Annotated in this window: 21 protein-coding genes and 1 tRNA gene; 6 read left to right on the forward strand and 16 right to left on the reverse strand. The window is 49.5% G+C overall.

What is annotated here, in order from left to right:
* Positions 1-77: 77 nt before the first annotated feature.
* From NG792_RS27420 to NG792_RS27440, 5 genes are all read right to left on the reverse strand, one after another.
* Positions 78-1,271, reverse strand: a complete 1,194-nt coding sequence (locus tag NG792_RS27420) for a tetratricopeptide repeat protein (RefSeq protein ID WP_261199631.1) — start codon at positions 1,269-1,271, stop codon at positions 78-80.
* 128 nt (positions 1,272-1,399) lie between these two features.
* Complete coding sequence (locus tag NG792_RS27425) at positions 1,400-1,627, reverse strand: ferredoxin family protein (RefSeq protein ID WP_207089244.1); 228 nt, start codon at positions 1,625-1,627, stop codon at positions 1,400-1,402.
* A gap of 99 nt (positions 1,628-1,726) precedes the next feature.
* Entirely contained in the window at positions 1,727-4,819 is a 3,093-nt protein-coding gene (locus tag NG792_RS27430) for a PAS domain S-box protein (RefSeq protein WP_261237585.1), read from the reverse strand.
* 131 nt (positions 4,820-4,950) lie between these two features.
* Positions 4,951-6,186: an ATP phosphoribosyltransferase regulatory subunit gene (locus NG792_RS27435; RefSeq protein WP_261199633.1), complete on the reverse strand. Its 1,236-nt coding sequence runs from the start codon at positions 6,184-6,186 to the stop codon at positions 4,951-4,953.
* Complete coding sequence (locus NG792_RS27440; protein ID WP_261199634.1) at positions 6,183-7,136, reverse strand: J domain-containing protein; 954 nt, start codon at positions 7,134-7,136, stop codon at positions 6,183-6,185. Before NG792_RS27440 ends, NG792_RS27435 begins: the two co-directional genes overlap by 4 nt.
* Before the next feature lie 38 nt (positions 7,137-7,174).
* On the opposite strand from NG792_RS27440, the gene NG792_RS27445 reads away from it, so the two are divergent.
* Positions 7,175-7,324, forward strand: coding sequence for a hypothetical protein (locus NG792_RS27445; protein WP_261199635.1), 150 nt, complete (start codon positions 7,175-7,177; stop codon positions 7,322-7,324).
* Positions 7,325-7,409: 85 nt separating this feature from the next.
* Here NG792_RS27445 and NG792_RS27450 read toward each other — a convergent pair whose 3' ends face one another.
* From NG792_RS27450 to NG792_RS27460, 3 genes are read right to left on the reverse strand one after another with little or no spacing between them, the layout of a single operon-like run.
* On the reverse strand, positions 7,410-8,237 hold the full coding sequence (locus NG792_RS27450) for an inositol monophosphatase family protein (RefSeq protein ID WP_261199636.1): 828 nt from the start codon (positions 8,235-8,237) through the stop codon (positions 7,410-7,412).
* Between the two features lie 54 nt (positions 8,238-8,291).
* Positions 8,292-8,807 carry a thermonuclease family protein gene (locus NG792_RS27455; protein WP_261237586.1) on the reverse strand — a complete coding sequence of 172 codons (516 nt, stop codon included), beginning with the start codon at positions 8,805-8,807 and terminating at the stop codon, positions 8,292-8,294.
* Positions 8,808-8,828: 21 nt separating this feature from the next.
* Positions 8,829-9,197, reverse strand: a complete 369-nt coding sequence (locus NG792_RS27460; RefSeq protein WP_261199638.1) for a 2Fe-2S iron-sulfur cluster-binding protein — start codon at positions 9,195-9,197, stop codon at positions 8,829-8,831.
* 265 nt (positions 9,198-9,462) lie between these two features.
* Between NG792_RS27460 and NG792_RS27465 the strand changes: the two genes are divergently transcribed.
* Positions 9,463-9,549: transfer RNA gene (locus NG792_RS27465), tRNA-Ser, on the forward strand.
* A gap of 112 nt (positions 9,550-9,661) precedes the next feature.
* Here NG792_RS27465 and NG792_RS27470 read toward each other — a convergent pair.
* From NG792_RS27470 to tig, 6 genes are all read right to left on the reverse strand, one after another.
* Complete coding sequence (locus tag NG792_RS27470) at positions 9,662-11,503, reverse strand: DMT family transporter (RefSeq protein WP_261199639.1); 1,842 nt, start codon at positions 11,501-11,503, stop codon at positions 9,662-9,664.
* 639 nt (positions 11,504-12,142) lie between these two features.
* Positions 12,143-13,459: an inorganic phosphate transporter gene (locus NG792_RS27475; RefSeq protein ID WP_261199640.1), complete on the reverse strand. Its 1,317-nt coding sequence runs from the start codon at positions 13,457-13,459 to the stop codon at positions 12,143-12,145.
* A 489-nt stretch (positions 13,460-13,948) separates the two neighbouring features.
* Positions 13,949-14,809, reverse strand: a complete 861-nt coding sequence (locus NG792_RS27480; protein ID WP_261237587.1) for an alpha/beta fold hydrolase — start codon at positions 14,807-14,809, stop codon at positions 13,949-13,951.
* A 123-nt stretch (positions 14,810-14,932) separates the two neighbouring features.
* Positions 14,933-16,273, reverse strand: a complete 1,341-nt coding sequence (gene clpX / locus NG792_RS27485; protein ID WP_261199642.1) for an ATP-dependent protease ATP-binding subunit ClpX — start codon at positions 16,271-16,273, stop codon at positions 14,933-14,935.
* A gap of 10 nt (positions 16,274-16,283) precedes the next feature.
* Positions 16,284-16,973 carry an ATP-dependent Clp endopeptidase proteolytic subunit ClpP gene (clpP, locus tag NG792_RS27490; RefSeq protein WP_261237588.1) on the reverse strand — a complete coding sequence of 230 codons (690 nt, stop codon included), beginning with the start codon at positions 16,971-16,973 and terminating at the stop codon, positions 16,284-16,286.
* Positions 16,974-17,241: 268 nt separating this feature from the next.
* Positions 17,242-18,675, reverse strand: coding sequence for a trigger factor (gene tig / locus NG792_RS27495; RefSeq protein WP_261199644.1), 1,434 nt, complete (start codon positions 18,673-18,675; stop codon positions 17,242-17,244).
* Positions 18,676-19,577: 902 nt separating this feature from the next.
* Between tig and NG792_RS27500 the strand changes: the two genes are divergently transcribed.
* From NG792_RS27500 to NG792_RS27515, 4 genes are all read left to right on the forward strand, one after another.
* Positions 19,578-20,618 (forward strand): aspartate-semialdehyde dehydrogenase, encoded by a 1,041-nt coding sequence (locus tag NG792_RS27500; RefSeq protein WP_261237589.1) that lies wholly within the window; start codon positions 19,578-19,580, stop codon positions 20,616-20,618.
* Between the two features lie 426 nt (positions 20,619-21,044).
* Positions 21,045-21,929 carry a 4-hydroxy-tetrahydrodipicolinate synthase gene (dapA, locus tag NG792_RS27505; RefSeq protein WP_261199646.1) on the forward strand — a complete coding sequence of 295 codons (885 nt, stop codon included), beginning with the start codon at positions 21,045-21,047 and terminating at the stop codon, positions 21,927-21,929.
* A gap of 119 nt (positions 21,930-22,048) precedes the next feature.
* Positions 22,049-23,884: a ribonuclease J gene (locus NG792_RS27510; RefSeq protein ID WP_261237590.1), complete on the forward strand. Its 1,836-nt coding sequence runs from the start codon at positions 22,049-22,051 to the stop codon at positions 23,882-23,884.
* Between the two features lie 323 nt (positions 23,885-24,207).
* Positions 24,208-24,903, forward strand: a complete 696-nt coding sequence (locus NG792_RS27515) for a DUF1131 family protein (protein WP_261237592.1) — start codon at positions 24,208-24,210, stop codon at positions 24,901-24,903.
* A gap of 27 nt (positions 24,904-24,930) precedes the next feature.
* Here NG792_RS27515 and NG792_RS27520 read toward each other — a convergent pair whose 3' ends face one another.
* Together NG792_RS27520 and NG792_RS27525 are read right to left on the reverse strand one after the other, a co-directional pair.
* On the reverse strand, positions 24,931-25,197 hold the full coding sequence (locus NG792_RS27520; RefSeq protein WP_261237593.1) for a type II toxin-antitoxin system HicB family antitoxin: 267 nt from the start codon (positions 25,195-25,197) through the stop codon (positions 24,931-24,933).
* Between the two features lie 74 nt (positions 25,198-25,271).
* Positions 25,272-25,563 (reverse strand): PIN domain-containing protein (locus tag NG792_RS27525; RefSeq protein ID WP_494337305.1); only part of this gene is annotated, 292 nt, incomplete at its 5' end.

Genomic DNA, 25,563 nt, shown 5'->3' on the forward strand with positions numbered 1-25,563 from the left:
CCCCCATCTCCCCCATCTCCCCCATCTCCCCCATCTCCCCCATCTCCCCCATCTCCCCCATCTCCCCCATCTCCCCTCTAGTGCGACAACAACCCGATCGCCTGATTATTCGCCTCGATCGCCTCGGAATAGCGGCCCAGTTTTTGCAAAACTACCCCTTTATTAATCCAAGCATCGCGAAAGTCGGGTTTAATTTCTAATACCTTATCCCAACTGGTTAATGCCTCTTCTAATTGATTTAAACTAGACAGAGCAATCCCGCGATAAAACCAAAATTGCACATCATTGGAGTTGAGGGCGATCGCCTGTTCCAAACTCGTTAATGCCTCATCCCATTGGCCTAAATTAATTCCCAAAGCCAACCCTTTATTATACCAAATTTCAGGATTATCTGGCTTTAATTCCAGAGATTTATTCCAACTGATTAATGCCTCGTCAATGCGTTCTAAATCGTAAAGGGCATCCCCCCGCGCACCCCAAGAAAACCCATCATCCGGGCGAAGTTCAATAGCGCGATCATAAGCTGATAGAGCATCTTCAGCTTGTTCTAAATTAAACAAGGCATTGCCTCGATTCATCCAAGCGCCCGCATGAGTGGGTTCAAGTTCAATAACCCGATTAAAAGCATTCAGGGCGGCGCGATCGTCCCCTGCTTCCAAGCATTCCACCCCTCGGGTAAACCATCCTTCCACATTCAAAGGTTCGTCCAGGGGTTGAATCTCCCCAGGCATTTCTTGCTCTTGAACCGTCCCCAACTCATCCAGACTCACCACCACTGTCGGGGCAGTTTCTAAGGGACCGGATTCTGGTGCTAACTCCGGTATCGCCTTCGCGGAACTCTCCACCGGATGAGCTATTTCCCCGAGATTTAACTCTCGTGAAGCGGTTGGAGTCCCTGCCAAGGCTGAATTCTGCGCCGGTTCCTCGTTGGGAGTGGGTGTTTCCCGGTGAATGTCTGAAGGTGTTTCCCTTGCCAATAACTGCGTGGCAATTTGACGAGCAGCGGTACTAACGGAGCCATATCCGAGTTCCCCGAGACGCTGTAATCGGACTGCCAACTCCTGATTGGGGACAGGAGACGCCAATAACTTGCTGCCAAATTGACGTAACCAATCACTCCAGCGCTCATCGCTAACGCGATCGCTGAAGGCTTCAAAAAATCGCCGCACTTTAACTTGCTGCCAACCTTGATGAATGCCATCGAGCAACTGGAGAAAATAATGCTCTAATTCGGCATCACGTAAGGGGTGAAGATCTCGTATCGGTTCCAATTCAGACCGCTGGGATGAACCTTTGAAGCCTCCGAAAACGGCCCGAAAAAACCTCACCAATTGTTGCCAAATCCGCCCAATCATCTGCCACCTCTGTGATCGAATGCGATCGCCATTTCACTCCTTATTTATTGGGGCGTTTGCTGGAGTTCCGGTCGTTCTTCCGCGATGATCGCCCCTTCTACCGGGCAAACTTGGACACAGATGCCGCAGTCAATACAAGTGGCAAAATCAATCCAATACCAATCGGTCCCCTTAACATTTTTCCCCGGACCCTCATGAATGCAGGCAACGGGACAGGCATCGACACAATCGGCGACGCCTTCGCAGGTGTTGGTTACTATGGTATGTGGCACGGCGTTCCCTCTCTTACAGCTTAATTTTCCAGTCCAGAACAGACTGATCTCTCAATCTTGGATCTTAATCGAAAAGGGGACGGCATGAGCAAAGAGTCCCTAGGACTGGGGAGCAACCACTTCACAGGGGAGGAACACGGTAAAACAGGACCCCTGCAGGGGTTGACTTTCTACGGAGATTTCGCCCCCCATCATTTGACAGAAGCGCTGACTAATGGCGAGTCCCAATCCAGTACCCCCATACTCCCGCGTGGTAGAGGCATCGCCTTGCATAAAGGGTTTGAACAGATGCTGCCGTTGCTCAGGGGTAATGCCGATGCCGGTATCGGCGATCGCAAACTTAATCCAAGAGGAGGATGTCCCGGTAGCAGCAGAGGGAATTGCCACGGTTTTAGGGCAAAATAAGCCCACCGTCAGGATGATCTGACCATTTTTAGTAAATTTGGCAGCATTGCTAAGAAGATTCAGCAGAATTTGACGAACTTTAGTCAAGTCAGCATACATTATCCCCAAGTTGCGATCGCACTCTACCCTCAGCGTATTCTCATTTCGTTCCATCAGGGGTTGAGCCGTACTCACCACATTTTCAATCAACTCATCGATATGAAAATCCTCCAAATACAAATCCATTTTTCCAGCTTCGATTTTGGAGATATCCAGAATATCGTTAATTAACACGAGCAGATGATTTCCTGCAGTGCGAATTTTATCCAAATCCGGAATTAAATCCGGATAGCCCAAATCATCGGCTTCTTCTTGCAGCATTTCGCTATAGCCGATAATCGCATTCAGCGGCGTTCGCAATTCATGGCTCATATTAGCCAGGAACATACTTTTTGACCGATTAGCCGTTTCCGCAGCGATCGCAGCCTCTTGGAGGGCGAGTTGGGCTTCCTTGCGATCGCTGATATCCATCACAGTCCCAATGCTTCTAATTGCTTGTCCTGTGGCATCGCGAATCACTTCTCCTTGAGCGCTCAACCAGCGCAATTCCCCTGTTTCCAAGCGAATGCGTTGTTCTATTTCAAACCGTTCTGAAGTAGAGGATAGAATTTCAGCGATCGCCTCTTCAACCCGCTCTCTATCATCCGGATCAATGGCTTGTAAATAAGTCTCATACTTCCCATCAAACGAACCCGGAACGAAACCATAAAGCGCTTCCATCTCAGCCGAACCTGTTAGGGTATGATTAAGAATATCCCAATCCCAGGTTCCCATTCGAGCAGCAATTAAGCATTGGCGGAGTTGATCTTTGCTGGCTTTTAAGGCAATTTGAACCTGTTCTCGATGGGCCACTTCAACTTGCAGGCGATCGTTCGCTTCCTTTAAAAACGCCGTGCGTTCCTCCACCCGTCGTTCTAATTCACCTTTGGACTGTTGCAGTGCCGTTTCTACATTCTTGCGTTCAGTAATATCGCGACTAATCCCAATCATCCCGACAATTTCCCCATTCAAGTCAAAAAAGGGAGTTTGAATGGTTTCGAGCCAGGTTTTACTCCCATCAAACTGGTCCAGTTGCTCCTCCATTCTCAAGAGTTGGCCTCCGGCCAAAATACGCCGGTCAATTTCAGCACAAATTTTTGCCGCATCTTGGGGAAACAAATCCTCATCAGTTTTGCCTACAATCTCGCTTTCTTCCCGGGCGGCGAAGAGTTGAAATGCTTTATTTACCCGCTGATAAATGCGTTGTTTATCTTTATAAAAAATTAAATCGGGAATAGAATCGATTAAAGACCGCAGTAAAGCCCGTTCTTGTCGCAGTGCTTGTTCCGTCTGTTTGAGGTCAGTGATATCAATTCCCACACAAACCGCTGATTCTCCCTGATTGTATTTTTCGACTCCCACCAAATATTGACGAAGGTTTCCTTCAATATCTAGGCAAATTTCCCCCGTTGTTTTATGAAGAGAACTTTCAAAAAATTGCTGTAAAAAGTTGGGAAATTCTTGGCGGGTTTGTAGAAATCCCACCGGCTGATTAACGAAATCTGAAGGCGATCGCCCAAACAGATTCGCCAGATAGCGGTTAACCCCGAGGTAGCGCAAATCTGACCCCAACCAAGAAACGCATCCGGGGACGGTATCTAAGACGGCTTGCAGGCGATCGAGGGCTTTTTCTAAATTGACTCTAGCTTGAGCGCGATCGCTGGCTTCTAACCCCAGGGCGACACAATCAGCGAGGGACGCGGCAAAGTTTTCCTCCTCTACCCGCCATTGGCGAGGGGGGCCAATATGTTCCAGACAGATCACGCCCACCATTTGTCCCCCCACCCGAATCGGGGCATCTAACATGGAGGTAATCCCCAACGGAATGAGATAACCGTCCGTAAATTCCCGGGTAGTGGGGTCTTCCTGAGCCTGATCGGCGGCCAAGATCCGTTCCTGTTCGATAGTTTGAAAATACACCGGATAGTCAATGGCGTTGAGTTCGAGTCCGGCAGAATGTTTCTGGGGGGAGCGTTCGTAAAGTTCGATACAGTGAATCGCCTTGCGGTCTTCCCGGTATAACCAGATACTAGCCCGTTCGACTGGGAGGGTTTGGGTCACGGCTTCCGTGATTTGTTCCAGGGAGGCTTGCAAATCTCCCTGGTTGAGGCTGGGACTTTTCGCCAACTCTCCGAGGACCCGACTATATTGACGCAGGCGATTCTCCCGTCGCCGCAAGGAGGCTTCAGCGCGTTTTTGTTCGGTGATATTGCTAAAGGTACAGAGGACTTGTTCAACTCGGCCATTGGGGGCGATTTGCGGATTGGCATGAACCAGCAACCATTTATCGCAATCCACCTCCCAGTAAGACTTGGGGGAGAATTCAGGGACGAGACTGGGGTTGAGGGGGAGTGGACAAGTCACCCCGATGCCGATGAGCATTTGAGTGGGGAATTGGGTGGCGATCGCCTCCATGATGGGACATTTTCCCGGTGGAAAGGGAGTGCCGCCTTCTTGCAACAGATGAGGATGCTCATCGAATAAGGGCCTGCCGATGACTGCTGCTTCATCCAGATTCAGGAGGGTCAAGGCAACCGGATTGGTGACGAGGACCTCGGAGTTAGGTCCCGTCAACACGACCCCGACATCCATCTGGGCGATCAGCTTGAGGAACTGCGGTTCAAAGGACCCCGCCCCGTCCCGGCTTGGGTTGGGGGGCGGGAATTTGCGAGCGATCGCCAGGGACAGTCCCGGAATAACTCGGCTCATCCCTATCCCTATCCATATCCCTATGGTGAGCGAAATCGCAACCCAAATCATGAATTAACTCCTACAGATTGGTTCCATTTTTGGGAGTTCCTCCCCCTAGGAACACTCCCTGGATTCGTTAGATGCTTTGGCTATCCGACGATTTCGATTTCGGCTTTCCCATCCCCTTCAATCCAAGCAATTTGGGCAATTCGGCGATCGCTGGCATATTGGCGAACCGCTGACTGACTGGAGTAGGGAGACAGATCCAGTTCTACCGGGATATACTCCCCATTCTGACGCAGGGTTTGCGCGTGAGCAAAGGCAGCCGCATAAGCGCGAGGGCTGGTTGGCACCACTAAGGTATGAGGGGCTGGGGTAGTCGTCGGCAGTTGACCCGTTTGCAGTAGAATTTGATGCAAGTTTTCTAGTTTGAGGGCAAAGCCGATCCCTGGAATCATTTCCCCTTGGGGGTGATAGAGGCTTAAAAGGCGATCGTAGCGCCCTCCCTGTCCGAGGGATTGCGGTCCGAACTCGGTTTCGCTGACGACTTCAAAGACAATGCCGGTGTAGTAATCCATCGGTTGAATCAGACTCAAATCCAAGATCGGGGCTACAGTGGGGGCACCGTTCCTTTTATAAAATTCTTCTAACAAGTCAATTAAGGATTTGAGATTTTCCAGGGTTTCCCGTTCCCCGGGTTCCAATTCCAATTGACCCACCCGCTGCAAGACATCCTCGGGACGACCCCGGAGATCTAACAAAAATAAGGCCCGTTCCTGCTGTTCTGGGGTTAAAGGGAGGGCTTCCAGGGTGAGGCGATCCAGTTGGGCGATCGCCTGCCGGACTTTATGTTTCAGCGGGTCCGGGAAGGTCCGCAGTAAGGAACGAGTTAACCCCGCTTCCCCTAAAACCAGCCGCCACTGGTGCAGTCCCAGACTCTGCAAACAGTCCTGCAAGAGCAATAAGATTTCTGCATCCGCCAGCAATCCGCCCATTCCCAGCAGTTCTACCCCCGCTTGATAAAATTCCTGCTGGCTCCCGTGGGAGTTGTTTTTGCTGCGCCGAAAGACGTTGGCATTGTAATAAAGCCGTTGCGGAAATGTGGTGTCTGCCATCCGGGTGACGGCAGTGCGGGCGATCGAGGCTGTCAGTTCAGGACGAAGGGCCAAGGGGCTATCCTCCTCCCGTTCCTGAAGTTGGATCACCGTTGACTGGGCGATCGCGCCTCCAGCCATTAGGGTATCTAACCGTTCTACCGTTGAGGTGATAATCCGGTGATACCCCCACCCTTCAAATACCGGGCGCAGTCGCTTTTCAATCCAGCGTTTTTGGGTCACGTCAAGGGGCAGTAAATCCCTGGCCCCGGCTGGAGGTTGATGAATCATTTTTTCTTTTTCCCACCCAACAAACTACCGAAGAAAGCGGCGATCGGAGATTTATTCTCTTTCTCTTTCGCGGCTTTTTGAATCTGCTTTTGCAGTCCTTTTTGCGCCTCTAAAGCTGATTCTTCTTGGGGATTCAACTTCAGGGCTTGATTAATATGGACTTTCGCCAAGGTAGCCTGATTTTTCTTCAGATAGGCTTGGCCGAGCAATCCATGAGCACGACTATTTTTAGGCTGAATTTTCAACCCTTCTTTTAACTCATTCACTGCCCCATCGTAATCTCCCCCGGCGATGAAATTTTCGGCCCGACGGCAATAATTATCGATTTTTGAGGGAGCCGATTTTTCAGCATCGGCCTTCGTTTCCGCCGCCACAGGTTGTGGAGTTGGACTCTCTTCGGCTTTCTTTTTCCCAGCGGTGGCAGTTTTGCCCGTTTTTTTATCAGAAGCAGGCTTGCCCACTGTTTCCCCTTGGCTTTCTTTGCGTTGCAGGTAGACCAAATTCAGCTCGCTGAGTTGTCCAATTGTCTCCAATGTTTGACTCAGGGTTTCATAAGCCTGTTTACCCAACTTGGCGACGGATTCTTTATAGTCCGTTTCCAGATTGTGGGACTTTAATAACTGTTGAGCGGCTTCACTTTTGAGCTTAACTTTATCTTTTTCCTGCACCAATCGTTTGCTCATCATCCCCAGCAAAACACCATGTTCCGCACGAGTGCTTTCGTTGGTGAGTTTGCTGTAAGCCGGATTTGCCAATTTTGACAAAATCTGGGTTGCGAGTTTTTTATCCGCAGGACTTTCTGCTTTAGAACTGTCTGGATGCAGTCTTCTAGCAATGAGCATATAGCGTTTGCGGATTGTATTAAAATCCGCATCTAGTGGCACCCCCAAAATGGCATGGTGGTCCTCGAAATCAAATTGAAATAAGCCTTGCTTGATGTTTAAAGACATAGTAATATGCCCATCCCCTGGCTGTAACCTTATCTTTAGTGTACTTCGCCCTTGTCATTGCAGGGCGATCGCTATCACCATTAGGCATTGATACCCTAGGTGTGCTTTCATTCTTTGTCCCCACAACCGGAACAGGGGCGCTCCATCCTGAAAAGGAGTCCTCTCAGGCGATCGCCTCCCCAACCTAAACCGTTTACAGAGTCAGCAACACAGCACCTTTATCCCAAACCCGACTGGGGTAAAACTCTGAAAATGCCCGAACTTCACCTGCAATTAGGAATTCCCCCACCGTTCTAAAGGTTTAACCTGCTGGAGTTCCTGACTCAGACTCTCGTGCAGTTTCCCATTTGTGGCTAAAATTCGTCCCGATTCGATTTTCCAGGGACTACCATCGTAGGCGGTGATTTTTCCTCCCGCTTCCGATAAAATCACCACCCCAGCAGCCAAATCCCAAGGAGATAGCCCTCGTTCCCAGTATCCATCCAAACGCCCACAACTGACGTAACAGAGGTCGATGGAGGCAGATCCGCTGCGGCGGACTCCTTGGGTGAGATGAGTCAGATGACAAAATTCGGCATAGTTATTATCGGGGGTTTCCCGGCGATCGTAGGCAAACCCCGTGACTAATAAGCTGTTTCGCAGTTCTACGGTTTGGGAGACGCGAATCGGTTGCCGATTCCGGGTGGCGCCCAAACCTTTAGCCGCCCGAAATAGTTCGTTATGGAAGGGGTCAAACACGACTCCCACTTGGGGGATGCCATCAATCAACAATCCGACAGAGACGCCAAAGGGGGGATATTGATGGGCAAAATTAGTGGTCCCATCCAAGGGGTCGATCGCCCACAAATACTGGCTGCTACTATCTCCCAGTTTGCCGCTTTCTTCGGCGAGGATGCCATGATCGGGAACGTGCCGTCTGAGGACTTCTAAAATTGCTTTCTCCGAGGCTTTATCGGCGGCGGTGACGAGATCCCCGGGTCGTCCTTTTTCTTCGATCGCATTTAAGTTCCCCCAGTAGGATTGAACGATCGCCCCAGCATCGAGGGCTGCTTCGGTGGCAATATCGAGAAAGATTTGGAGTTGTTCGGGGCTATGACTCATGAAAATTTTAAGATTGACAGTTGAGCATTGAGCAGAAGAATTTGAACTCAGGATTTAGGGCGGGTTCTGACGAAAGTCACTGGGATGCACGCGCAAGGGGGTCTGGGAATCCCAAATTCCCTGTCCCATAATTCTGGCCTTTTCCTGCGCCTGAGCAAAGCGGCGATCGTACTTGATGTTGGGCGATCGCACCTGTGCCAAAACATATCCCCCGGCAATGAGTTCTTCATTGACCAGTTTCCCATCCCGCCAGAGATAAGCCAATTGGCGATCGTATCCGTCTTCCGTCTCTATATCCCATTCTAATAACAGGGTCTGCCCTTCAATCAGCCGTTCGAGTTGCTGTTTGGCCGCATTTCCCCAGGGATGTTGCTGCAAATCCGGTGCTTCTATGCCAATTAACCGGACTCGTTTGGCCCCGCCTGATTGGCTCAAGTGCCGGACTTCTAAGGTGTTGCCACTGATCACCCGCTCGACCCGGACTTGTACCTGTTCGGAACGCTCCGGGACCGAACAGCTAACCAGGAATAGAAGTCCGATCCAAGATACCGGACAACGGAAAATTTTCATAGGCCCTGCTTCCCATCGAGTTTAGTCCTCGTCTAAGGGCAGTCCAAAGCGGACTTTGCCTTTGCCAAAGTAACGCCCAAATTGCAGGTAATACACTTCATCTTCATCTTGGGTTTCTACTTCTAAGTCGGAACGGGGATAGCTGACACACAAAAGAGCATATCCGCGATCGCGCAGGGCGGGCGAGAGTCCCATTGCCTCCGGTTGATGGAGTTCTCCAGAGAGAACCCGCACGGCACAGGTGGTACAAGCCCCATTCCGACAGGAAAACGGCAGGTCAACCCCTTTGTTTTCACAATGTTGCAGGATATAACGGTCTTCGGGGACTTCAACGGTTTGGCGGCTGCCATTCTGACGATTGTGGATGGTGATGCGATAAGAACGGGTCATGGTGTGGCTCGGTAATAAATTCCGGATTCGACCAAAGGATCTAATGCTTAGGTTACGCTATCTTTGATATCTGGATCTACTGACTCCGAGGCTTGGCGATCGGGACTTAATTCCCAAAACCTTTGTCCCTTGCGCTTTTTCGCCCCTCGAACCTGGACAGAATTCCGGGATAAAAAATTTTTTTGGAAAAGGGTTTGCAAAAGCCGATGGGTTCTGCTAGGATATGATTCTTGTGGGTATAAATTTGAATACATCCCATTTCCCTGGAGAGGTGGCCGAGCGGTTGAAGGCGCAGCACTGGAAATGCTGTTTAGGGGTAACTTTAACGAGGGTTCGAATCCCTCCCTCTCCGTTCTCACAGAACGGATATTCAAAAGAAACTCAAGAAAAGAAAACCAGCGATTAGGCGATCGCTGGTTTTCTTTTTTCTCCGGTTGAGAGTCTCTGAACTCGGTTGAACTGCTCTAGGCTCCTTGTTTTGCTGGAGCTGGGGCCGCCGGAGCCGGTTTCTTTTGCTTGTTCATGTTATCCACGCTAATTCCGAGCACCCACAGGGTCACAATCAGCACCCCGAGCCACTCATTGAGCCCGAGTCCCTCACCAATAAACAGCAACGCCATCAAACTGGTCAACCCAGGACCCGTTGCCGCCACCACCGAGGCTAAGGGTGCACCAATCATGGGAATCGCAAAGTTATTCAAGGCATAACCTATCAAAGTAGTCATCGCTAGAGCTACACTCCCCATCCAGAGTGCTTGCCAATTCTCTTCTAGAACATTCCAGCTAAATAAGTTTCCCTCGCGAGAACCCAACAGCACAAAGGGAATCGCCAAGATTAAAATCACGGAAAAGTTAATGACGCTAAACGGTGCCGGATGCAATTTCAGCTTTCTGGCACTGAGTTGGGTCAAAATTACATAACCCGCAAAGGTCAACCCCGAGGCGATCGCCGTCCCAATTCCTAGGCCCAAATTCCCATCGGGTGCGCCTCCAGTCAGCCGCCCAGAAACCGTCAGGAAGCATCCTAGGTAAATCGTCACCGTGGCTAAAGCAAAGATAAAGCTAGGTTTTGCCCCAAACATGATCCATGCCAAGACTGCCGTAACCGGCGGGAAAATAAAGAACAAGGTAATGGCAACCCCCGTGGGAATATTCCCCAGGGCGATATAGATAAAAAACTGGGACATAAAGAGAAACAGGCCACTCCCAATGACGATCCAGATGGACCCGCGCTTTTCGGGATTTCCCAATTGTTTGATATCCCGCCAGGTATTGGGATACAAAATTGGGGCTAGAATAAAGCCCATGAGCGGCACCACGAACAGCATCCGCATCCCCAGAATTAAGAGGGAATTTCCGGCGCCCGGAGCGAGGACTTGTCCTTCCCACAATCCAAAGAGGGACGGAGGACTGAGAATCACCCGGGTGATGATGTTCTGGAAAGAAATGGTAATCGAGGACAACAAGGCCAGGATCAACCCGGTCAAAAAGACATTACTTTCTACGGGAGGACTGGCCACTGGCGTCGCTGGGGGAGCGGTGCGGACTTCCGCCATCGCCGCTCTTTCTGCCGCAATCCGATCGCTTTGAGTTGCTGGATCGCTCCCTTGGGGGCGATCGCCTTGGTTGGGGGCAGTCCCCACGGGCAGTCCCTGTCTGCGGTTGGTGACAATCTCAGCGGTGGTTTGAACGTTAGTTGCTTCTTCCTGCAACTGGTCAATTAGGCGATCGACCAAGGTTTCTAAAATCACTTCCCCTTGTTGCTGCAACGAGTGCATTCGCCCCAGTTGCTGGGACAACGAGCTTTGATAGCTGCTCAGTTCCTGTTGCAGATTTTTAAAGGTGGTGTTTAGGGTCGTATCTAACGATGCCAACAACCGATAGGCATTTTCATTCAAGTTGACCGTCTGCGGCGACGACATTCCAATATTAGGGTCTACGGTCGTTAAGGATTGCGAAGGGGGCGGTGGAACCACCATGATTTCCTTCAACCGCTCGCTCAATTCTTGTTGGAGTTGGGACGCCATGACTTGCGCGAGTTGTTTTGTCCACTGCTGCTGGGTATGCCGTCCCGGTCCCCCCTGCATTTGCCGCGATTGTATTTGCTGCTGTTGATTTTGCAGCTTTTGAATATCAGCAGTCAGGCGGGATTGTTCCGCTTGCAGTCGTGCCATATCCCGAGCCAACTGAACGACTATATTTTGCTGAATATCTCGAAGCTCCTGGGTCATGGAACTCAGAAGGGTTTCGATTTCTTTAGTGTTACTGCTTGTCGAGTTTTCCGGTTGATTGTCCAGTTGCCCCATTATTCTGTTACCTCTAGCTTATCGATCGTAAACCAAACTCATCGCTGCTGGCTTGGCACTCCTATGTTTTTGCTGATTGGTTGGGTGGAAAATTAATTGATTCGCTTAAGCGAATCCTGCATCGTAGCCGTTGCTTGACTCAATCCGATGTCAAACTAAAAAATTCCCTTCAGCTTGACATTCTAATCTAAATGAGTAGGCAGAGGCACAGGTTTTGGATGATTCTATCGAAGGTGGGTTAAATTTTCCATCAAACGCTCCAATTCTGTTAAAAAACTCAACAATTAATTTGTTATAAAAAGAAAATTATTCCGCAATTCTACGGGTATTGCTTCTTGGGGGCGATCGCCACGAGTCTAGCAAGCTGTAGAAACTCGGTCACCGAAGGGGTCACTAGCAGTCCCGAGGGGTGGCTTTTGCCGGGACCGCTTAACCCACGGATTCTGGACTTTTGTAACCCGACTCTAGGACCCTGATGGTTCCTGTCCTGGGGTGAGCGCTTTATCCCCACCCCTGTTTTTTCTCCCTCCCAGCGGAGGCAGGCTATCGCCCTAACGCCTCCGCGCTCTGAACCAAGTCCCGATCGCCCCTCCCTTGCGGTTGTGGGGTTGTCCCGATCTACGAAAACCCGATTTAGTCTTACTCCCCAATCAAGCGCACAATGCTAAACAGACCGGCTGCTAAAAGAGCAGCAATCGGAACCGTAATAATCCACGCCAGAAATATTCCTCGCAGGGTTTCCAAGCGAATGGATTTAGGGTTTTGTATCAATCCAATGCCAATGACACCCCCGACTAAGGAATGAGAGGTGGAAACGGGTAAACCAAAGCGGGACGCAATTAATACCGTAGTTGCCGTGGCAAGTTCTGCACAGAATCCACCACTGGGTTTTAGGGCAATAATATTTTCGCCCACGGTGAGTATTACTTTTTTACCCCAGATTCCCAACCCTGTCACGATGCCTGCACCCCCCAATATCAAAATCCACAGGGGAACGCTGAAATCATCCAGGGGAACGGACCCGGTGCGGCGAATATAGGCGATCGCCGCTAAGGGGGCAACCGCATTCCCCACATCGTTCGATCCGTGGGCAAAAGCTACAAAACAGGCACTCAGCACTTGAAACCGCGCCAGTTGCTTCTCAATGGGCGAAGAGTACACCGTGGATTTAATTTCTGAGTCCGTCTGTAAATCGCTCTCTTGCTCTAAATCTTTCTCCAGTTGTTGCCCATTTTCCCTGTTCCTCTGTTCTAGGTGACGCCACTCCACCAGGGTCAGTCCGACTGCTGCGATGCCCCCCACGAGCAGGGGTAAATCCTGGGGGGGGAGCAAAATCCCAAACTTCGTCCCTATCCAAACATTCAGCGGATGCAGGACCTTGGGCAGCACAATAATCCCGAAGACGCCCAATAGCAGACTACTCAACCAAGGAATCCATTGGTCTAACTGTTGTAATGGTTCTGGGTGTTCTAAAATCCAACGCTTGATGAAACTATAAACTGTAGCGGCAATCAGGGCGCTGATTGCTGGAGTGAGTAGCCAACTGATGGAAATCAACCGGATGGTAGACCAATCCACGGCGTCTAATCCCACCGCAACAATGCTAAATCCGGCGATCGCCCCAATAATGGCATGGGAAGAGGCCACGGGCCACCCCTGAGAGGTGGCAACCTGTAGCCAGATTCCACAGCTCACCATGACACAAATCATGCCCGTCAACAGCAGATGGGGCGCATGGGCAAAAACACTCGGTTCCAGAACGCTAGTGGCTAGAGTTTGGGACACTTCTTGGCCGAAGAAGACGGCCCCAGTGAATTCCAGTACCCCGGCGATCATCAGTGCCTGTCTCAGGGTCACTGCTTTGGACCCGACGGAGGTCCCCATCGAGTTGGCAACGTCATTTGCCCCTAAGTTCGCGGCTACATAAAAGGCTAAAAGGGCTAGTAGTACAGTCATGTAATAAGTTTGAAGATTACCATTGTGATTGTTAAATTCGTTTCTACCCGAAACACTAACAATTAATTTTGATTCTAGTCTAAGATAGAAAAAATTGACAATTAATTGATTATTTAAACTATAAAATTATCCTTTTTTTAAAGCTCCCTTTGCTGAAAAATATCTTTTTATAAATTTATAATATTTCTCATCTTTTATCGATTTCTCAGAACAAACAAACCCAATTTATCTAGCTGAAGGTATCAAAAAACGGCTTGCAAAGACAAGTTTTCCCTCATTACCTAAATTGATAAAAAACCCCGGTTTCTCTAGGTGTAAAAACCAGAAACCGGGTTCAAAGATAATTGTTTTTTCATCCCATAAATTTATAAAAAACCCCGGTTTCTGTAGCAATGGGGACCAGAAACCGGGTTTATATGATAACTTTTTACTTACCCCCTAAATTGAGGAAAAAACCCCGGTTTCTCTCGTTCTGGGGACTAGAAACTCCTAAACTTCTGCTAAGGCAGGGCCGTTTTCCAAAAACTCTCGGACCAGTTCCAAATAGGTTGGCGCATCTTCTAACATAGGAAAATGGGCCGTATTTGCCATTTGGATAAACTGGACGAACTGCTGATTTAATGAGGCAGCGTAGCGTCCCATGTGGGCGGGAATAATTTTATCGTATTCTCCAGCAATCAACAGAACCGGCACTTGCAATTTAGCAAATTCCACCGGCATCACTTCGGTTGCTTTCTTGCTAACGGAGGTAAAAATCGTATTGAGGGCGGTGCCATAGTCGGCCATGAGATAATCTTCTAAAAATGCCCGTCTAGCAGCAGGGGGGATGGAGCGATATAAAAATCTGGCCATGAATACCTGATCCATCAAGGGAATTTTTGCCAGCCAAGAGGGTCGATATTTGATCACTTGACCTCCCCAGGTATGGAAGGCGGTGAAGGCTTTTTCGTCATATTCAAAGACGCCGCTACAGGTGAGGACTGCTTTGATGACGCGATCGCCATAGCGGTTGAGGAACAGAGTCGCCACGGAAGCGCCCATCGAATGAGCATTCAGATAGACCCGTTGCAGTCCTAATGCATCTAAAAATAACGCCAAATCATCGGCGTAGGTTTCTAATTCGTAGTCTAAGGCCAGGGGTTCTAGGGGTAAGCGCGATCGCCCGAACCCGCGCATATCGTACAGCAGACAATCAAAGCGATCGGACAGGGCAGATGCTGTACTTTCCCAGTAGCGAGCTGAACCCGCCCAGCCATGAAGAAACACCAAAACCGGCTTTTCTCCAGTTGGAACTGAGGTGCCGACCCACTCGTAGTAGTGTTCGACCCCGCGAACTTGAATGTAGGGCATCCTGCTAAAGTTGTTAATGATTACATGAGCGCCTCTGAAGGGTCAAGGGTAAAGTTTGAATGGCCCAATCAGAAAATTCACCATTGTTCATTCTTCACCCCCGATCTTCAAGTGAGCCCGGTGTTAAGCGGATTCTGGTTTCGGTAAAGAGGACGGATGGACAATCAGTTCCGCTGTTGAGCGCTTCTCGACCATCTCTCGGGTAATGGTGCAGCGAGTCACATCCTTGCGGGATGGTAACTCGTACATCACATCGAGCATTAATTCCTCGACAATCCCACGCAGTGCTCTGGCTCCAGTTTTTCGGCGGTACGCTTCCTGGGCGATCGCCCGAATTGCATCGGGTTTGAACTCCAGATTCACGTTATCCATCCGCAGTAATTTCTGATACTGCTTCACCAGGGCGTTCTTGGGTTCCGTCAAGATTTCCGTGAGGGCATCTTCATCGAGGGGGTCCACCACAGCCAGCACCGGAATCCGACCGATGAATTCAGGAATCATCCCAAATTTCACCAAATCATCGGGCTGTAAATTCTTAAGAATATCTGCGGTGCGTTTTTCCTTCGATTGAGCATCTCCGGGTTGAATAAAGCCCATTGACTTTTTACCCGTGCGCTGTTCAACCACCTTTTCCAGACCCACAAAGGCTCCACCACAGATAAACAGAATATTGCTCGTGTCAATCTGGATGCAATCTTGATAGGGGTGTTTGCGTCCTCCTTGCGGGGGGACATTGGCGACAGTTCCTTCGAGCATCTTCAGCAGAGCTTGTTGGACCCCTTCACCGGACACATCTCGGGTAATCGATGGGTTTTCACTCTTGCGGGCGATTTTGTCGATTTCATCGATATAGATGATGCCGCGTTGGGCTTCTTCTACATCCAAATCTGCGACTTGGAGCAACCGCAACAAGATATTTTCCACATCTTCGCCGACATACCCAGCTTCGGTTAAGGTTGTCGCATCTGCAACGGCAAAGGGAACGTCCAGAACCTCGGCTAAGGTCTGAGCCAAGAGGGTCTTTCCACAACCCGTGGGCCCAATGAGCAGAATATTGGACTTTTGCAGTTCGACTGGATCCTCACTCCCAATTTTCCCGCTGGCCTTCGCTTGCGTGTAGCTCAGGCGCTTGTAATGGTTATAAACGGCGACGGAGAGCACTTTTTTGGCTTCATCTTGACCAATGACGTGCTCATCGAGATGTTTTTTGATCTCGCGCGGTTTAGGCATTTGATTCAGCGAGATATTGGCGGCTCTAGTGCGCCGCTTTTGGGGTTGTTCCGTCCGGGGTACGGGTTGAGGTGCTGCGGCATTGGAGTCAAATAGCTCCTCATCTAAAATTTCATTGCACAGGTCCACACATTCATCGCAAATATAGACTCCCGGACCTGCGATTAATTTGCGTACTTGCTCCTGAGATTTGCCACAAAAGGAACATTTTAGATGGGAGTCGTACTTAGACATAGACGGCCTCTTACTTTTGTGCGGTAACAGCCTCTCCCGATTTCGGAAGACCCTGCTTGGTAATAACCTGGTCAATTAGACCATAAGCTCTGGACTCTTCTGCCGACATAAAGAAATCGCGATCTGTGTCGGCTTCAATTCGCTCTAGGGGTTGTCCGGTATGAAAAGCCAGCAATTCATTTAACTGACGTTTATGATAAAGAATTTCCTTGGCTTGGATCTCTATATCAACCGCTTGTCCCTGAGCACCACCGAGAGGTTGGTGAATCATAATCCGGGAAGAAGGCAGTGACATCCGTTTGCCTTTTGTGCCCGCCGTGAGCAAAAATGCTCCCATACTGGCTGCTAAGCCATAACAGATGGTCGCCACATCCGGGCGAATCTGTTGCATGGTATCGTAAATCGCCATTCCTGCGGTGACTGAGCCACCGGGGGAGTTGATATAGAGCTGAATATCCTTTTCAGGGTCTTCTGCATCTAAAAAGAGCATTTGCGCCACGATTAGATCGGCAACGTTGTCATCCACTGGGGTCCCCAGAAACACGATTCTTTCCCGGAGTAGGCGCGAATAAAGGTCAAACCCGCGTTCCCCCATCCCGGATTGTTCCACCACCATTGGGATAACGTTCTGGCTGGTGGAGGCAATCTCTAGGCTCTCGGAGCCGGAGATTGGATAATAAGGAGTTTGAGATATAAGCATCCGATCTGAGTTCATGCCAGGGTCAGCTTTTCGAGAAAGTAGATATCAAGCAAATTTTGTTTTGGTTTTTACGCCATTATAGTCTTTGCTCTGTCTATATTATGCCGCAGCGCACCGAGGACGGGCAGAAATTTCCAGAAAAATGCACAAATTGGATTTTTCTTTAGAATCCCATTGGAATTGATCTGGAGATTTCTTTAGGTTCCCGGTACTTGAACGAGGCCGATCGCGCTTGAGGTCTCGTCGCGGACCCTTTCTTCAGATGGTTTTATTCCGGTGAGTCGGTGGCCTCAACTTCGACCACTTCCCCAGCACTTTCTTCCCCCTCGGCGAGTTTTGCTTCTGCGGCTGCTGCTTCTGCGGCTGCTGCTGCGGCTTCTGCCTCTAGGGTTCCCGCTGGGAGTAGCTCAATATTAGCGCGTTCTTCCAGCCAATCTAGGGCTTTTTCTTTGAGCATTTCTGATTCGAGGGCTGAGTTCAATCGATCGCGATCGACATCCGGTGGCAAGCGGTCCTTGAGTTCCTCAATCCGAGCGTTGATTTCCTCGGTTGTAACGGACAGGGACTCGCGAGCAGCCACTTCTTTCAAAGCGAAGGATTTCCGCAAGTTGGTGATCGCTTCGGGTTGAGATTGCTGGCGCAGTGCCGCTACGGTCTCTTTGGTGTACAGCTTTTTAACATCAATGCCATAATTGGCAAGCTGCATCATTGATTGCTGCAAGATATTATCCAGCTCGCGATCGATTAAGGTTTCGGGGATTTCTACTTCCACAATTTTTTCGATCGCCTCGACTAAGGCCTCGTGCTTATTCGCTTTGGTTTCGCGATCGGCTTTCTCCTGATACTGCTTTTCCAATGACTCGCGCAGTTCCGCCAGGGTTTGATACTCGCTCACTGCTTGGGCGAAATCATCATCTAAGTCCGGCAACTCTTTTTCTTTGAGTTCTTTAACGGTAATCGTAAAAATCGCTTCCTTACCCGCTAAATCCTCATTGGGATAATCTTCGGGAAAGGGAACGTTTAACTCTTTCGTTTCCCCAACTTTCAACCCAATAATTCCCTCAACGAAGCCCTTGATAAACCGGCCTTCACTGAGTTCAATTTGGAAGTTTTCGGCCTCTCCTCCGGGCAGCGGCTGTGGTTCTCCACCTGCTTCGTTGATGATTTTTCCGACATAATCAACAATAGCAATATCCTCAGCTTGGGCGGCTCTTTCCTCTACGGGAATTAAGGTCGCTTGCTCTTTGCGACGTTCCTCTAAAAACTGATCAACGTCTGCCGGATCATATTTGATTTCTTCGGCTCTAATTGCCAGTCCCGTGTAATCGCTTAGGGTGACTTCTGGGGGGACATCAACGGAAACTGAAAAAACCAGGGGTTCTCCGGGTTCGTACTGCGAGACTAATTCGTCAAAAGAGGAGATTAACTGAAAATTCCCCAAGGCCGGAATCTCTTCCTCCTTGACGACTTTTTCCAGACAATTTTGAATTAAATCCTCGACTGCTGCGGCTTTTATCCTGGAAGTTCCCATGCGCTGTAATAACACTGAGCGCGGTACTTTTCCTTTCCGAAACCCAGGAATGCTAGCCTGACGGCTAAATTGCTGAATCACCTGTTCGTAGGCTTTCTGAGACATATCGGGGGTTACTTCAATTTCCAGACCAAGTTTGCTGGCGGGAAGCTTTTCCTGGGTAACTTTCATCGGCGTTCTCTTCGACAAATTCTGTTAATTCTCGATTGATCTTTTGGGCGGTTTACCGTCCTGATTCCGCTGAGCAGAAGGGAATTCCTGCTGGTCTGATGACTGGACCTTGGCCCAAGGTAGGCCCACTGACCCGGGGGTAAGTCGTGCGGCCATCGCGCTCAGGATCGAGCAACTCGGTCAAGCCCAAGGCTATCTTTGCTGCAACTATAGATCCTAGCCGATCCAGGACATCAAGGGCGATCGCCTTTCCATAAAAAACCACCGCTCTGAGGGTGATTATCCCTTGAACAATGGGCTATACAGCTATTTTTTAGGGAGAATCTAAAATTTTACCAAAAAAAGTGCTGGAGTAATTTCTTTGGGGCGATCGCTCTGTTGAAGGGTTACCCACTCTGGCCCCAGACTCTAGGAAGCCAGTCCCATTATTATATGGAAGGTTCGATGGGATGATCGGCCCTTCCTGAGTAAAATTAGGGAATTCGCGACTTCGGGAACAACCTGAAGTAGCAAGCCCCTGAGCCCCCCGGGGTCGGTTCTGGGTGCGATCGCATCCGGAATCTCAAAATTTTTCAGCCAATCATGAGTATAATAAGATAACCGTTATTTCACTGAAGGCTATTTTATATTGACTTTTGGTTTCCAACCTGCAATAAATACATTGTTATCGTTAAATAAACTATCCAATCTGTTCGGGATAAAGTAGGAGTTGGAGAACTGTCCTCCAGGCTAAGCCAGACTCTGTAGACCGAGACAGGGGAGTAAATTCCCCAGGATGGCTCCCAGTCCTGGCCCTTTAAAAACTCATGTAAGGAAAACACCTGATATCTATTTAAGACCTATTTGAATCGCATCTATTATTACTCAAGACTTATATCTCAACCTGTTTGGAGGAATGTAATTTGTCGCAATCATATAAAGTAGCCATTCTCGGCGCCACGGGTGCCGTGGGCACTGAGTTGTTAGAGTTGCTGGACTCTCGCGCCTTTCCGATGTCCGATTTAAAGCTATTGGCTTCACCGCGATCGGCAGGCAAAACCTTGACCTTTCGAGGGGAAGAAATTCCTGTAGAAGTGGTCGAAGAAAGTTCGTTCAAGAACGTGGATGTGGTCCTGGCTTCAGCCGGTGGCTCCACGTCTAAGGCTTGGGCCTCCAAAGCAGTCGCCGCCGGTGCTGTGGTGGTGGATAACTCCAGTGCCTTTCGCATGGATCCGAATGTCCCCCTGGTGGTTCCGGAAGTGAACCCAGAGGCAGCCGCGCACCATCAAGGCATTATTGCTAATCCCAATTGCACGACAATCTTGATGGCGGTGGCAGTATGGCCCCTGCATCAAGTCCAGCCCGTACGGCGGATTGTGGCAGCCACTTACCAATCTGCCAGCGGTGCTGGTGCCCGGGCAATGGAAGAAATGAAAGAGCAGGCAGCGGCTATTTTGCAAGGTCAGACGCCGAAAACGGATATTTTCCCCTATCCCTTGGCGTTTAATTTGTTCCCGCATAATTCGGCCCTGAATGACCAAGGGTATTGCGAGGAAGAAATGAAGATGGTCAATGAGACCCGCAAAATATTCGGGGATCCTGACATTAGAATTAGTCCCACTTGTGTGCGCGTACCCGTGTTGCGAGCGCATTCGGAGGCGTTGAACTTAGAATTTGCCCAGCCTTTCAGCGTATCGAAGGCTCGGGAAATTTTAGCCTCTGCTCCTGGAGTTAAGTTGGTGGAAGACTGGCAGGCGAATTATTTTCCGATGCCGATGGAGGCGACGGGTCGTGATGAAGTGTTGGTGGGTCGGATCCGGCAGGATATTTCTGGGCCGAATGGGTTAGAACTCTGGCTGAGTGGCGATCAAATTCGCAAGGGGGCCGCGTTGAATGCGGTGCAAATTGCTGAATTGTTGGTGACTCGAAATTGGATTCGACCGGCAGCGGCTGTATCTGTTTAGAATGCCGGGGTGAATGTCATCGGCAAGCTGACTCGGAGTCAAGGATCGAGGTTAGCACTGATGTTGTAGCCGATGTTGTAGTCCTAGACTGGGGCGATCGCCCTTTGGAGTTCCTTTTGTTAGGGTCGAAAATGATGGTCAGTGTTTACCCCTTGGTAAATCTGGGCGTTTAACGGTTCCTCTGAAAGGGCGATCGCCTCCCAGGACTTGCTGGCTCCAGTCTGCACCGATGACCAGACACTATGCGGGTAGAACCATATCAAGTATGACGGATATGGGATTGAGTCCCATCTGTTAGCATTCACTTTTTACAGTTTGACGGAGGGTCGGAGTTTCACGCATTGGGGAAAGATTTCTCTAAAGCGTGCGATCGCGACCTGATGGATCAACAACCTGAATACACAACTGATAAATAATAAGGAGAGCGTGGTGAATTTCGGACGAGTTGTCACCGCAATGATTACACCGTTTAATGCAGACGGTAGTGTGAACTATGGTGTTACAGAAAAGCTGGCCGCTCATTTAGTCGAACATGGAACTGATGCCGTGCTCGTTTGTGGCACAACGGGAGAATCACCGACCCTAACCTGGGATGAAGAGTATGAATTATTCCAGGTGGTGAAAAAGGCTGTCGGTAGCCGAGGCAAAGTGATTGCTGGAACTGGATCGAATTCTACCCGGGAGGCGATCGCCGCGACGCAAAAAGCTGCTAATATAGGGTTAGATGGCTCGCTGCAAGTTGTTCCTTATTACAACAAACCCCCCCAAGAAGGGTTATATCGGCACTTTCAGGCGATCGCGCAAAGCTGCCCGGATTTACCGATCATGCTCTATAACATTCCGGGGCGGACGGGTCAAAACCTCCTTCCGGAAACCGTTGCCCGTCTGGCTGAGATTCCAAACATCACAGCGATTAAAGAAGCCAGTGGTAGCTTAGACCAAGCCAGCCTGGTCAGAAGCCTGACCCCACCAGACTTTCAGATTTATTCTGGGGATGATTCTTTAACCTTACCCATGCTGGCGATCGGGGCTGCTGGAGTGGTCAGCGTTGCCTCGCATCTGGTAGGAGATACCCTCCAATCGATGATTCAAGCCTACCAAACCGGGAAAACCCAAGAAGCAACCCAGCTTCACCTCAAGCTTTTACCCTTATTCAAAGCCCTATTTACCACGACCAATCCTATTCCCCTCAAGTGTGCTTTAACCCTTCAAGGGTGGGACGTGGGATCGACTCGTCCCCCGCTGTGTGAAGCATCGGATGAAGTCAAAAAAGCCTTAGAGGTCGTGATGCAGCAGCTTAATTTGCTGTAATTCTAGCCAAAAGAAACACCGTTGCAGGAGTGGGCATCGGTTATAAATTCTCATCTTTGTTTCATCACAACCCGACCAACTCTCGATAACCAATCAACCATAAAAGAGAACACAGAAAAATGACTAACAGCCCAATTACACTCGCCAAAGAAAAGAAAACAGTGAGTAAAAATGGATCCGCCAAGGGGTCCGGACCCACCCTAAAAATTATTCCCTTGGGTGGATTGCATGAAATCGGCAAAAATACTTGCGTCTTTGAGTTTGAGGACGAAATCATCCTCGTCGATGCCGGTTTAGCGTTCCCCACCGATGGGATGCATGGGGTGAATATCGTCCTCCCGGATATGACCTACCTCCGGGACAATCGAGATAAAATCAAAGGCATGGTGGTCACTCATGGTCATGAGGACCACATTGGCGGGATTGCTTTTCATTTAAAACAGTTTGATATTCCGGTGATTTATGGTCCGCGCTTGGCAATGAGCTTGCTGGAAGGCAAGTTAGAAGAAGCCGGAGTCAGCGATCGCACCGAACTGCGAAGCGTGGGTCCTCGGGATGTCGTCCGCTTCGGTAAACATTTTGTGGTCGAGTATATTCGCAATACCCACTCGATGGCGGATAGCTTCACCGTGGCAATTCATACCCCCGTCGGCATCGTGATCCACACCGGAGACTTCAAAATTGATCATACCCCCGTCGATGGCGAACAGTTCGACTTGCAACGACTGGCGGAATATGGAGAAAAAGGGGTACTCTGCCTGATTAGTGATTCCACCAACGCGGAAGTCCCGGGTTATACTCCATCAGAGCGATCGGTGTATCCCAATCTCGATCGCGTCTTTTCTCAAGCCGAGGGTCGCATCTTAGTCACCACCTTTGCCTCGTCGGTCCATCGACTGAATATTATTCTGGACTTGGCGAAAAAACAAGGACGCACCGTCTGTGTGGTGGGCAGGTCAATGCTCAACGTCATCGCACACGCCCGTAATTTAGGATATATTAAGTGCGAAGATAGCTTGTTTCTCCCGTTGCACGCTATTCGCTCCCTACCAGACGACAAAGTGCTAATTTTGACTACCGGATCTCAAGGTGAGCCAATGTCTGCCTTAACCCGAATTGCTAACGGGGAACACCGCAAAATTAAAATTCGCAAGGGAGATACGGTGGTATTTTCAGCGAATCCGATTCCCGGCAATACCATTGCCGTGGTGAATACCATCGATAAGCTGATGATACAAGGTGCAAATGTGATATACGGACGGAATCAAGGGATTCACGTTTCCGGTCACGGTTGCCAAGAAGAGCATAAGCTGATGATTGCTTTAACTCGTCCAAAATTCTTCCTCCCGGTTCATGGCGAACATCGGATGCTGGTGCAACACTCAAAAATCGCACAAAGCATGGGGGTTCCCGCTGAAAATATGGTGATTATCAATAATGGCGATGTGGTCGGATTAACCACGGATAGTATCGGCATTATTGATCAAGTACCGTCAGGGATTGAGCTGGTGGATGCCTCGCGTTCTGGGGTGGTCAAGGATGAAGTGCTCAAAGAACGTCAACAGTTGGCAGCAGATGGAGTTGTGACCATTGCAGCGGCGATCGGTTGGGATGGTAAATTAGCCGCTGACACGGCGACTCACTTGCGCGGGGTGGTGTCATCCATTGAGCCTAATCTGCTGAAAAAATGGATTGGTCAAATAATTGAGGGAGTTTTGAGCGATCGCTGGTCTGAGTTCTCCCGCACCCTGGAAGATGGTACTCCAGAAGTTGACTGGACGGGATTACAGAATCACCTTGAGCGGGATATACAACGGATGTTACGCCGGGAACTGCAAAGTAATCCGTTGCTGGTATTCTTGATGCAAAATCCCCAAGAACCGCCCACGGTACAAGAACAACCTGCCACTACGGGACGCCGACGCACGCGATCGACTGCGAAAGTGGCGTCATAGACTAAGAAAAAGCCCCCAGCCCCCCCAGGCTGAAGCCTGGGGCTATACGAACAAAGCCCGCCTGCGCGGGCTAATTTTTTGGAGTTATATCAAATCCGATTGTAGCAAGCTAGTTTTTATAGACATATCATACCAAATCCGGTTGGTAAAAGTCGTTTTATTCTTTAGCCCGCGCAGGCGGGCTTCGTCCGTAGAGCCAGACCCTTCAGGGTGCGGGTTTTTATAGACCTTTTACAACCGAATTCCGTATCACAACTGGATTCCGTCCAAATTAAGCTATAATCAATCCTGTATCTTCGTTTGTGCGATGGAAGCAAGTTGCCATGAATGATTCATCGTCCTCAATTGCTCAATCTATCTTAGAATTCGTCCGTCGTAGCGTTCCAGGGTACGGGTTCCGGGGAGGTTTCGGAGTTGCTGCACTGTTGATGACCCTGACTTTGGGCTATAATTCCGACTCCCAAACCTTTGCGGCGGATCATCCTGGTACAGCGAATACTCAGGAGGTGGCAAATTATCAGAGTCCTCCGCTAGGGCACTCGGGATGGGGTGAAGTGGGGGCGAATACTCCCTTTAACGGCGATCGCATCCAGGCCCTGTTTCCCAACTATCGCGTTGAATCCAGCCAAATTTCTCTGGAAGGGATGTTATATCCTGCTATCGAAGTCTACGACAACAGTATCCTAGTCGCTCGAATGGACCCCCAAGACGCCAATAATCCCAACCTCGGCATTCTGCGGATCACCATCTATGATGAATCCATCGAAGGACCCGGAGGAGTAACCATTGGCACATCTTACAACCAAACCCCCGGTTCCAGTCGATTTGACTGCTTCCCTGGAGAGGAATACCTGACAGGCTACGTCATTTGTCGTTCCCCAGAGAGCGATCGGATTCAATATATTTATGGTCCAATCCAAAGGGAAAGTCGTCGTCCCATGATGGAGCTTCCCCCAGAAAATGTCCTCGGTAATGCCCGTCTCGATCGCCTCGAATGGTTGAATTGGCAAGGACGATAAATCAATCGGGGATTAATGACTCCAACTCTACTCTATCCATTCAATCCGGTCCTCCACTTCTTGATACAACTCGCGCAGGCAGAAAGAACAGAAACCTTCCTTTCCTTTCGTTTCTGGAATTGGACGCCCTAATGCCTGCGCTGTCTCCATCCACTCCTCCATAACGACTTCTACATTAGTCAACACTTCCTGATAGGTTGCACCATCAGCAGCACAACCCGGCAATTCCGGCACTTCCGCAATAAATGCCTCGTCCTCCTGACTCCAATACATGATAATTTCATACCGTAGCATCCCCTTCACCTCTGCCCTTTATGAAGTGAATAAAAAATTTCCTTCGTTAAAACCATAGCAAAATCGCTTGTTGTCTACTCCCATAAACCTCGAAGATTATTAAAGTTAATTGTATCAATCCCTATTTTTTGCAGATAATTCGCTAATTTAAAATCGTCAGTGAGTACCAGATATTTATCTCGGGAAACTTCGATAATTCCGCAATCCGTCAACCCAAACTTCTTAAAATTATCTGCCCTTCCTACCGTGGCACTTTCAATAGACCTCTTGCAAAATAATTTTATGCTAGAATAAAAAGTTTTGCTTGATTTTAGCCGATGGCCGGTTATAGCTGATTTTCCGGATCTTTTGCTAAAAACCGCATAA

The sequence above is a fragment of the Laspinema olomoucense D3b genome, assembly GCF_025370785.1.
Taxonomy (GTDB): Bacteria; Cyanobacteriota; Cyanobacteriia; order Cyanobacteriales; family Laspinemataceae; genus Laspinema; species Laspinema olomoucense.

Excerpts from the sequence above, each read along its gene's own strand:
- NG792_RS27515 (WP_261237592.1), top strand. The coding sequence starts at position 24,208 with ATGAATGATTCATCGTCCTCAATTGCTCAATCTATCTTAGAATTCGTC.
- tig (WP_261199644.1), bottom strand. The coding sequence starts at position 18,675 with ATGAAAGTTACCCAGGAAAAGCTTCCCGCCAGCAAACTTGGTCTGGAA.
- NG792_RS27430 (WP_261237585.1), bottom strand. The coding sequence starts at position 4,819 with ATGAGCCGAGTTATTCCGGGACTGTCCCTGGCGATCGCTCGCAAATTC.
- NG792_RS27455 (WP_261237586.1), bottom strand. The coding sequence starts at position 8,807 with ATGAAAATTTTCCGTTGTCCGGTATCTTGGATCGGACTTCTATTCCTG.
- clpX (WP_261199642.1), bottom strand. The coding sequence starts at position 16,273 with ATGTCTAAGTACGACTCCCATCTAAAATGTTCCTTTTGTGGCAAATCT.
- NG792_RS27520 (WP_261237593.1), bottom strand. The coding sequence starts at position 25,197 with ATGCTACGGTATGAAATTATCATGTATTGGAGTCAGGAGGACGAGGCA.
- NG792_RS27510 (WP_261237590.1), top strand. The coding sequence starts at position 22,049 with ATGACTAACAGCCCAATTACACTCGCCAAAGAAAAGAAAACAGTGAGT.
- NG792_RS27480 (WP_261237587.1), bottom strand. The coding sequence starts at position 14,809 with ATGCCCTACATTCAAGTTCGCGGGGTCGAACACTACTACGAGTGGGTC.
- NG792_RS27450 (WP_261199636.1), bottom strand. The coding sequence starts at position 8,237 with ATGAGTCATAGCCCCGAACAACTCCAAATCTTTCTCGATATTGCCACC.
- clpP (WP_261237588.1), bottom strand. The coding sequence starts at position 16,973 with ATGCTTATATCTCAAACTCCTTATTATCCAATCTCCGGCTCCGAGAGC.
- NG792_RS27470 (WP_261199639.1), bottom strand. The coding sequence starts at position 11,503 with ATGGGGCAACTGGACAATCAACCGGAAAACTCGACAAGCAGTAACACT.
- NG792_RS27475 (WP_261199640.1), bottom strand. The coding sequence starts at position 13,459 with ATGACTGTACTACTAGCCCTTTTAGCCTTTTATGTAGCCGCGAACTTA.
- NG792_RS27460 (WP_261199638.1), bottom strand. The coding sequence starts at position 9,197 with ATGACCCGTTCTTATCGCATCACCATCCACAATCGTCAGAATGGCAGC.
- NG792_RS27440 (WP_261199634.1), bottom strand. The coding sequence starts at position 7,136 with ATGTCTTTAAACATCAAGCAAGGCTTATTTCAATTTGATTTCGAGGAC.
- NG792_RS27435 (WP_261199633.1), bottom strand. The coding sequence starts at position 6,186 with ATGATTCATCAACCTCCAGCCGGGGCCAGGGATTTACTGCCCCTTGAC.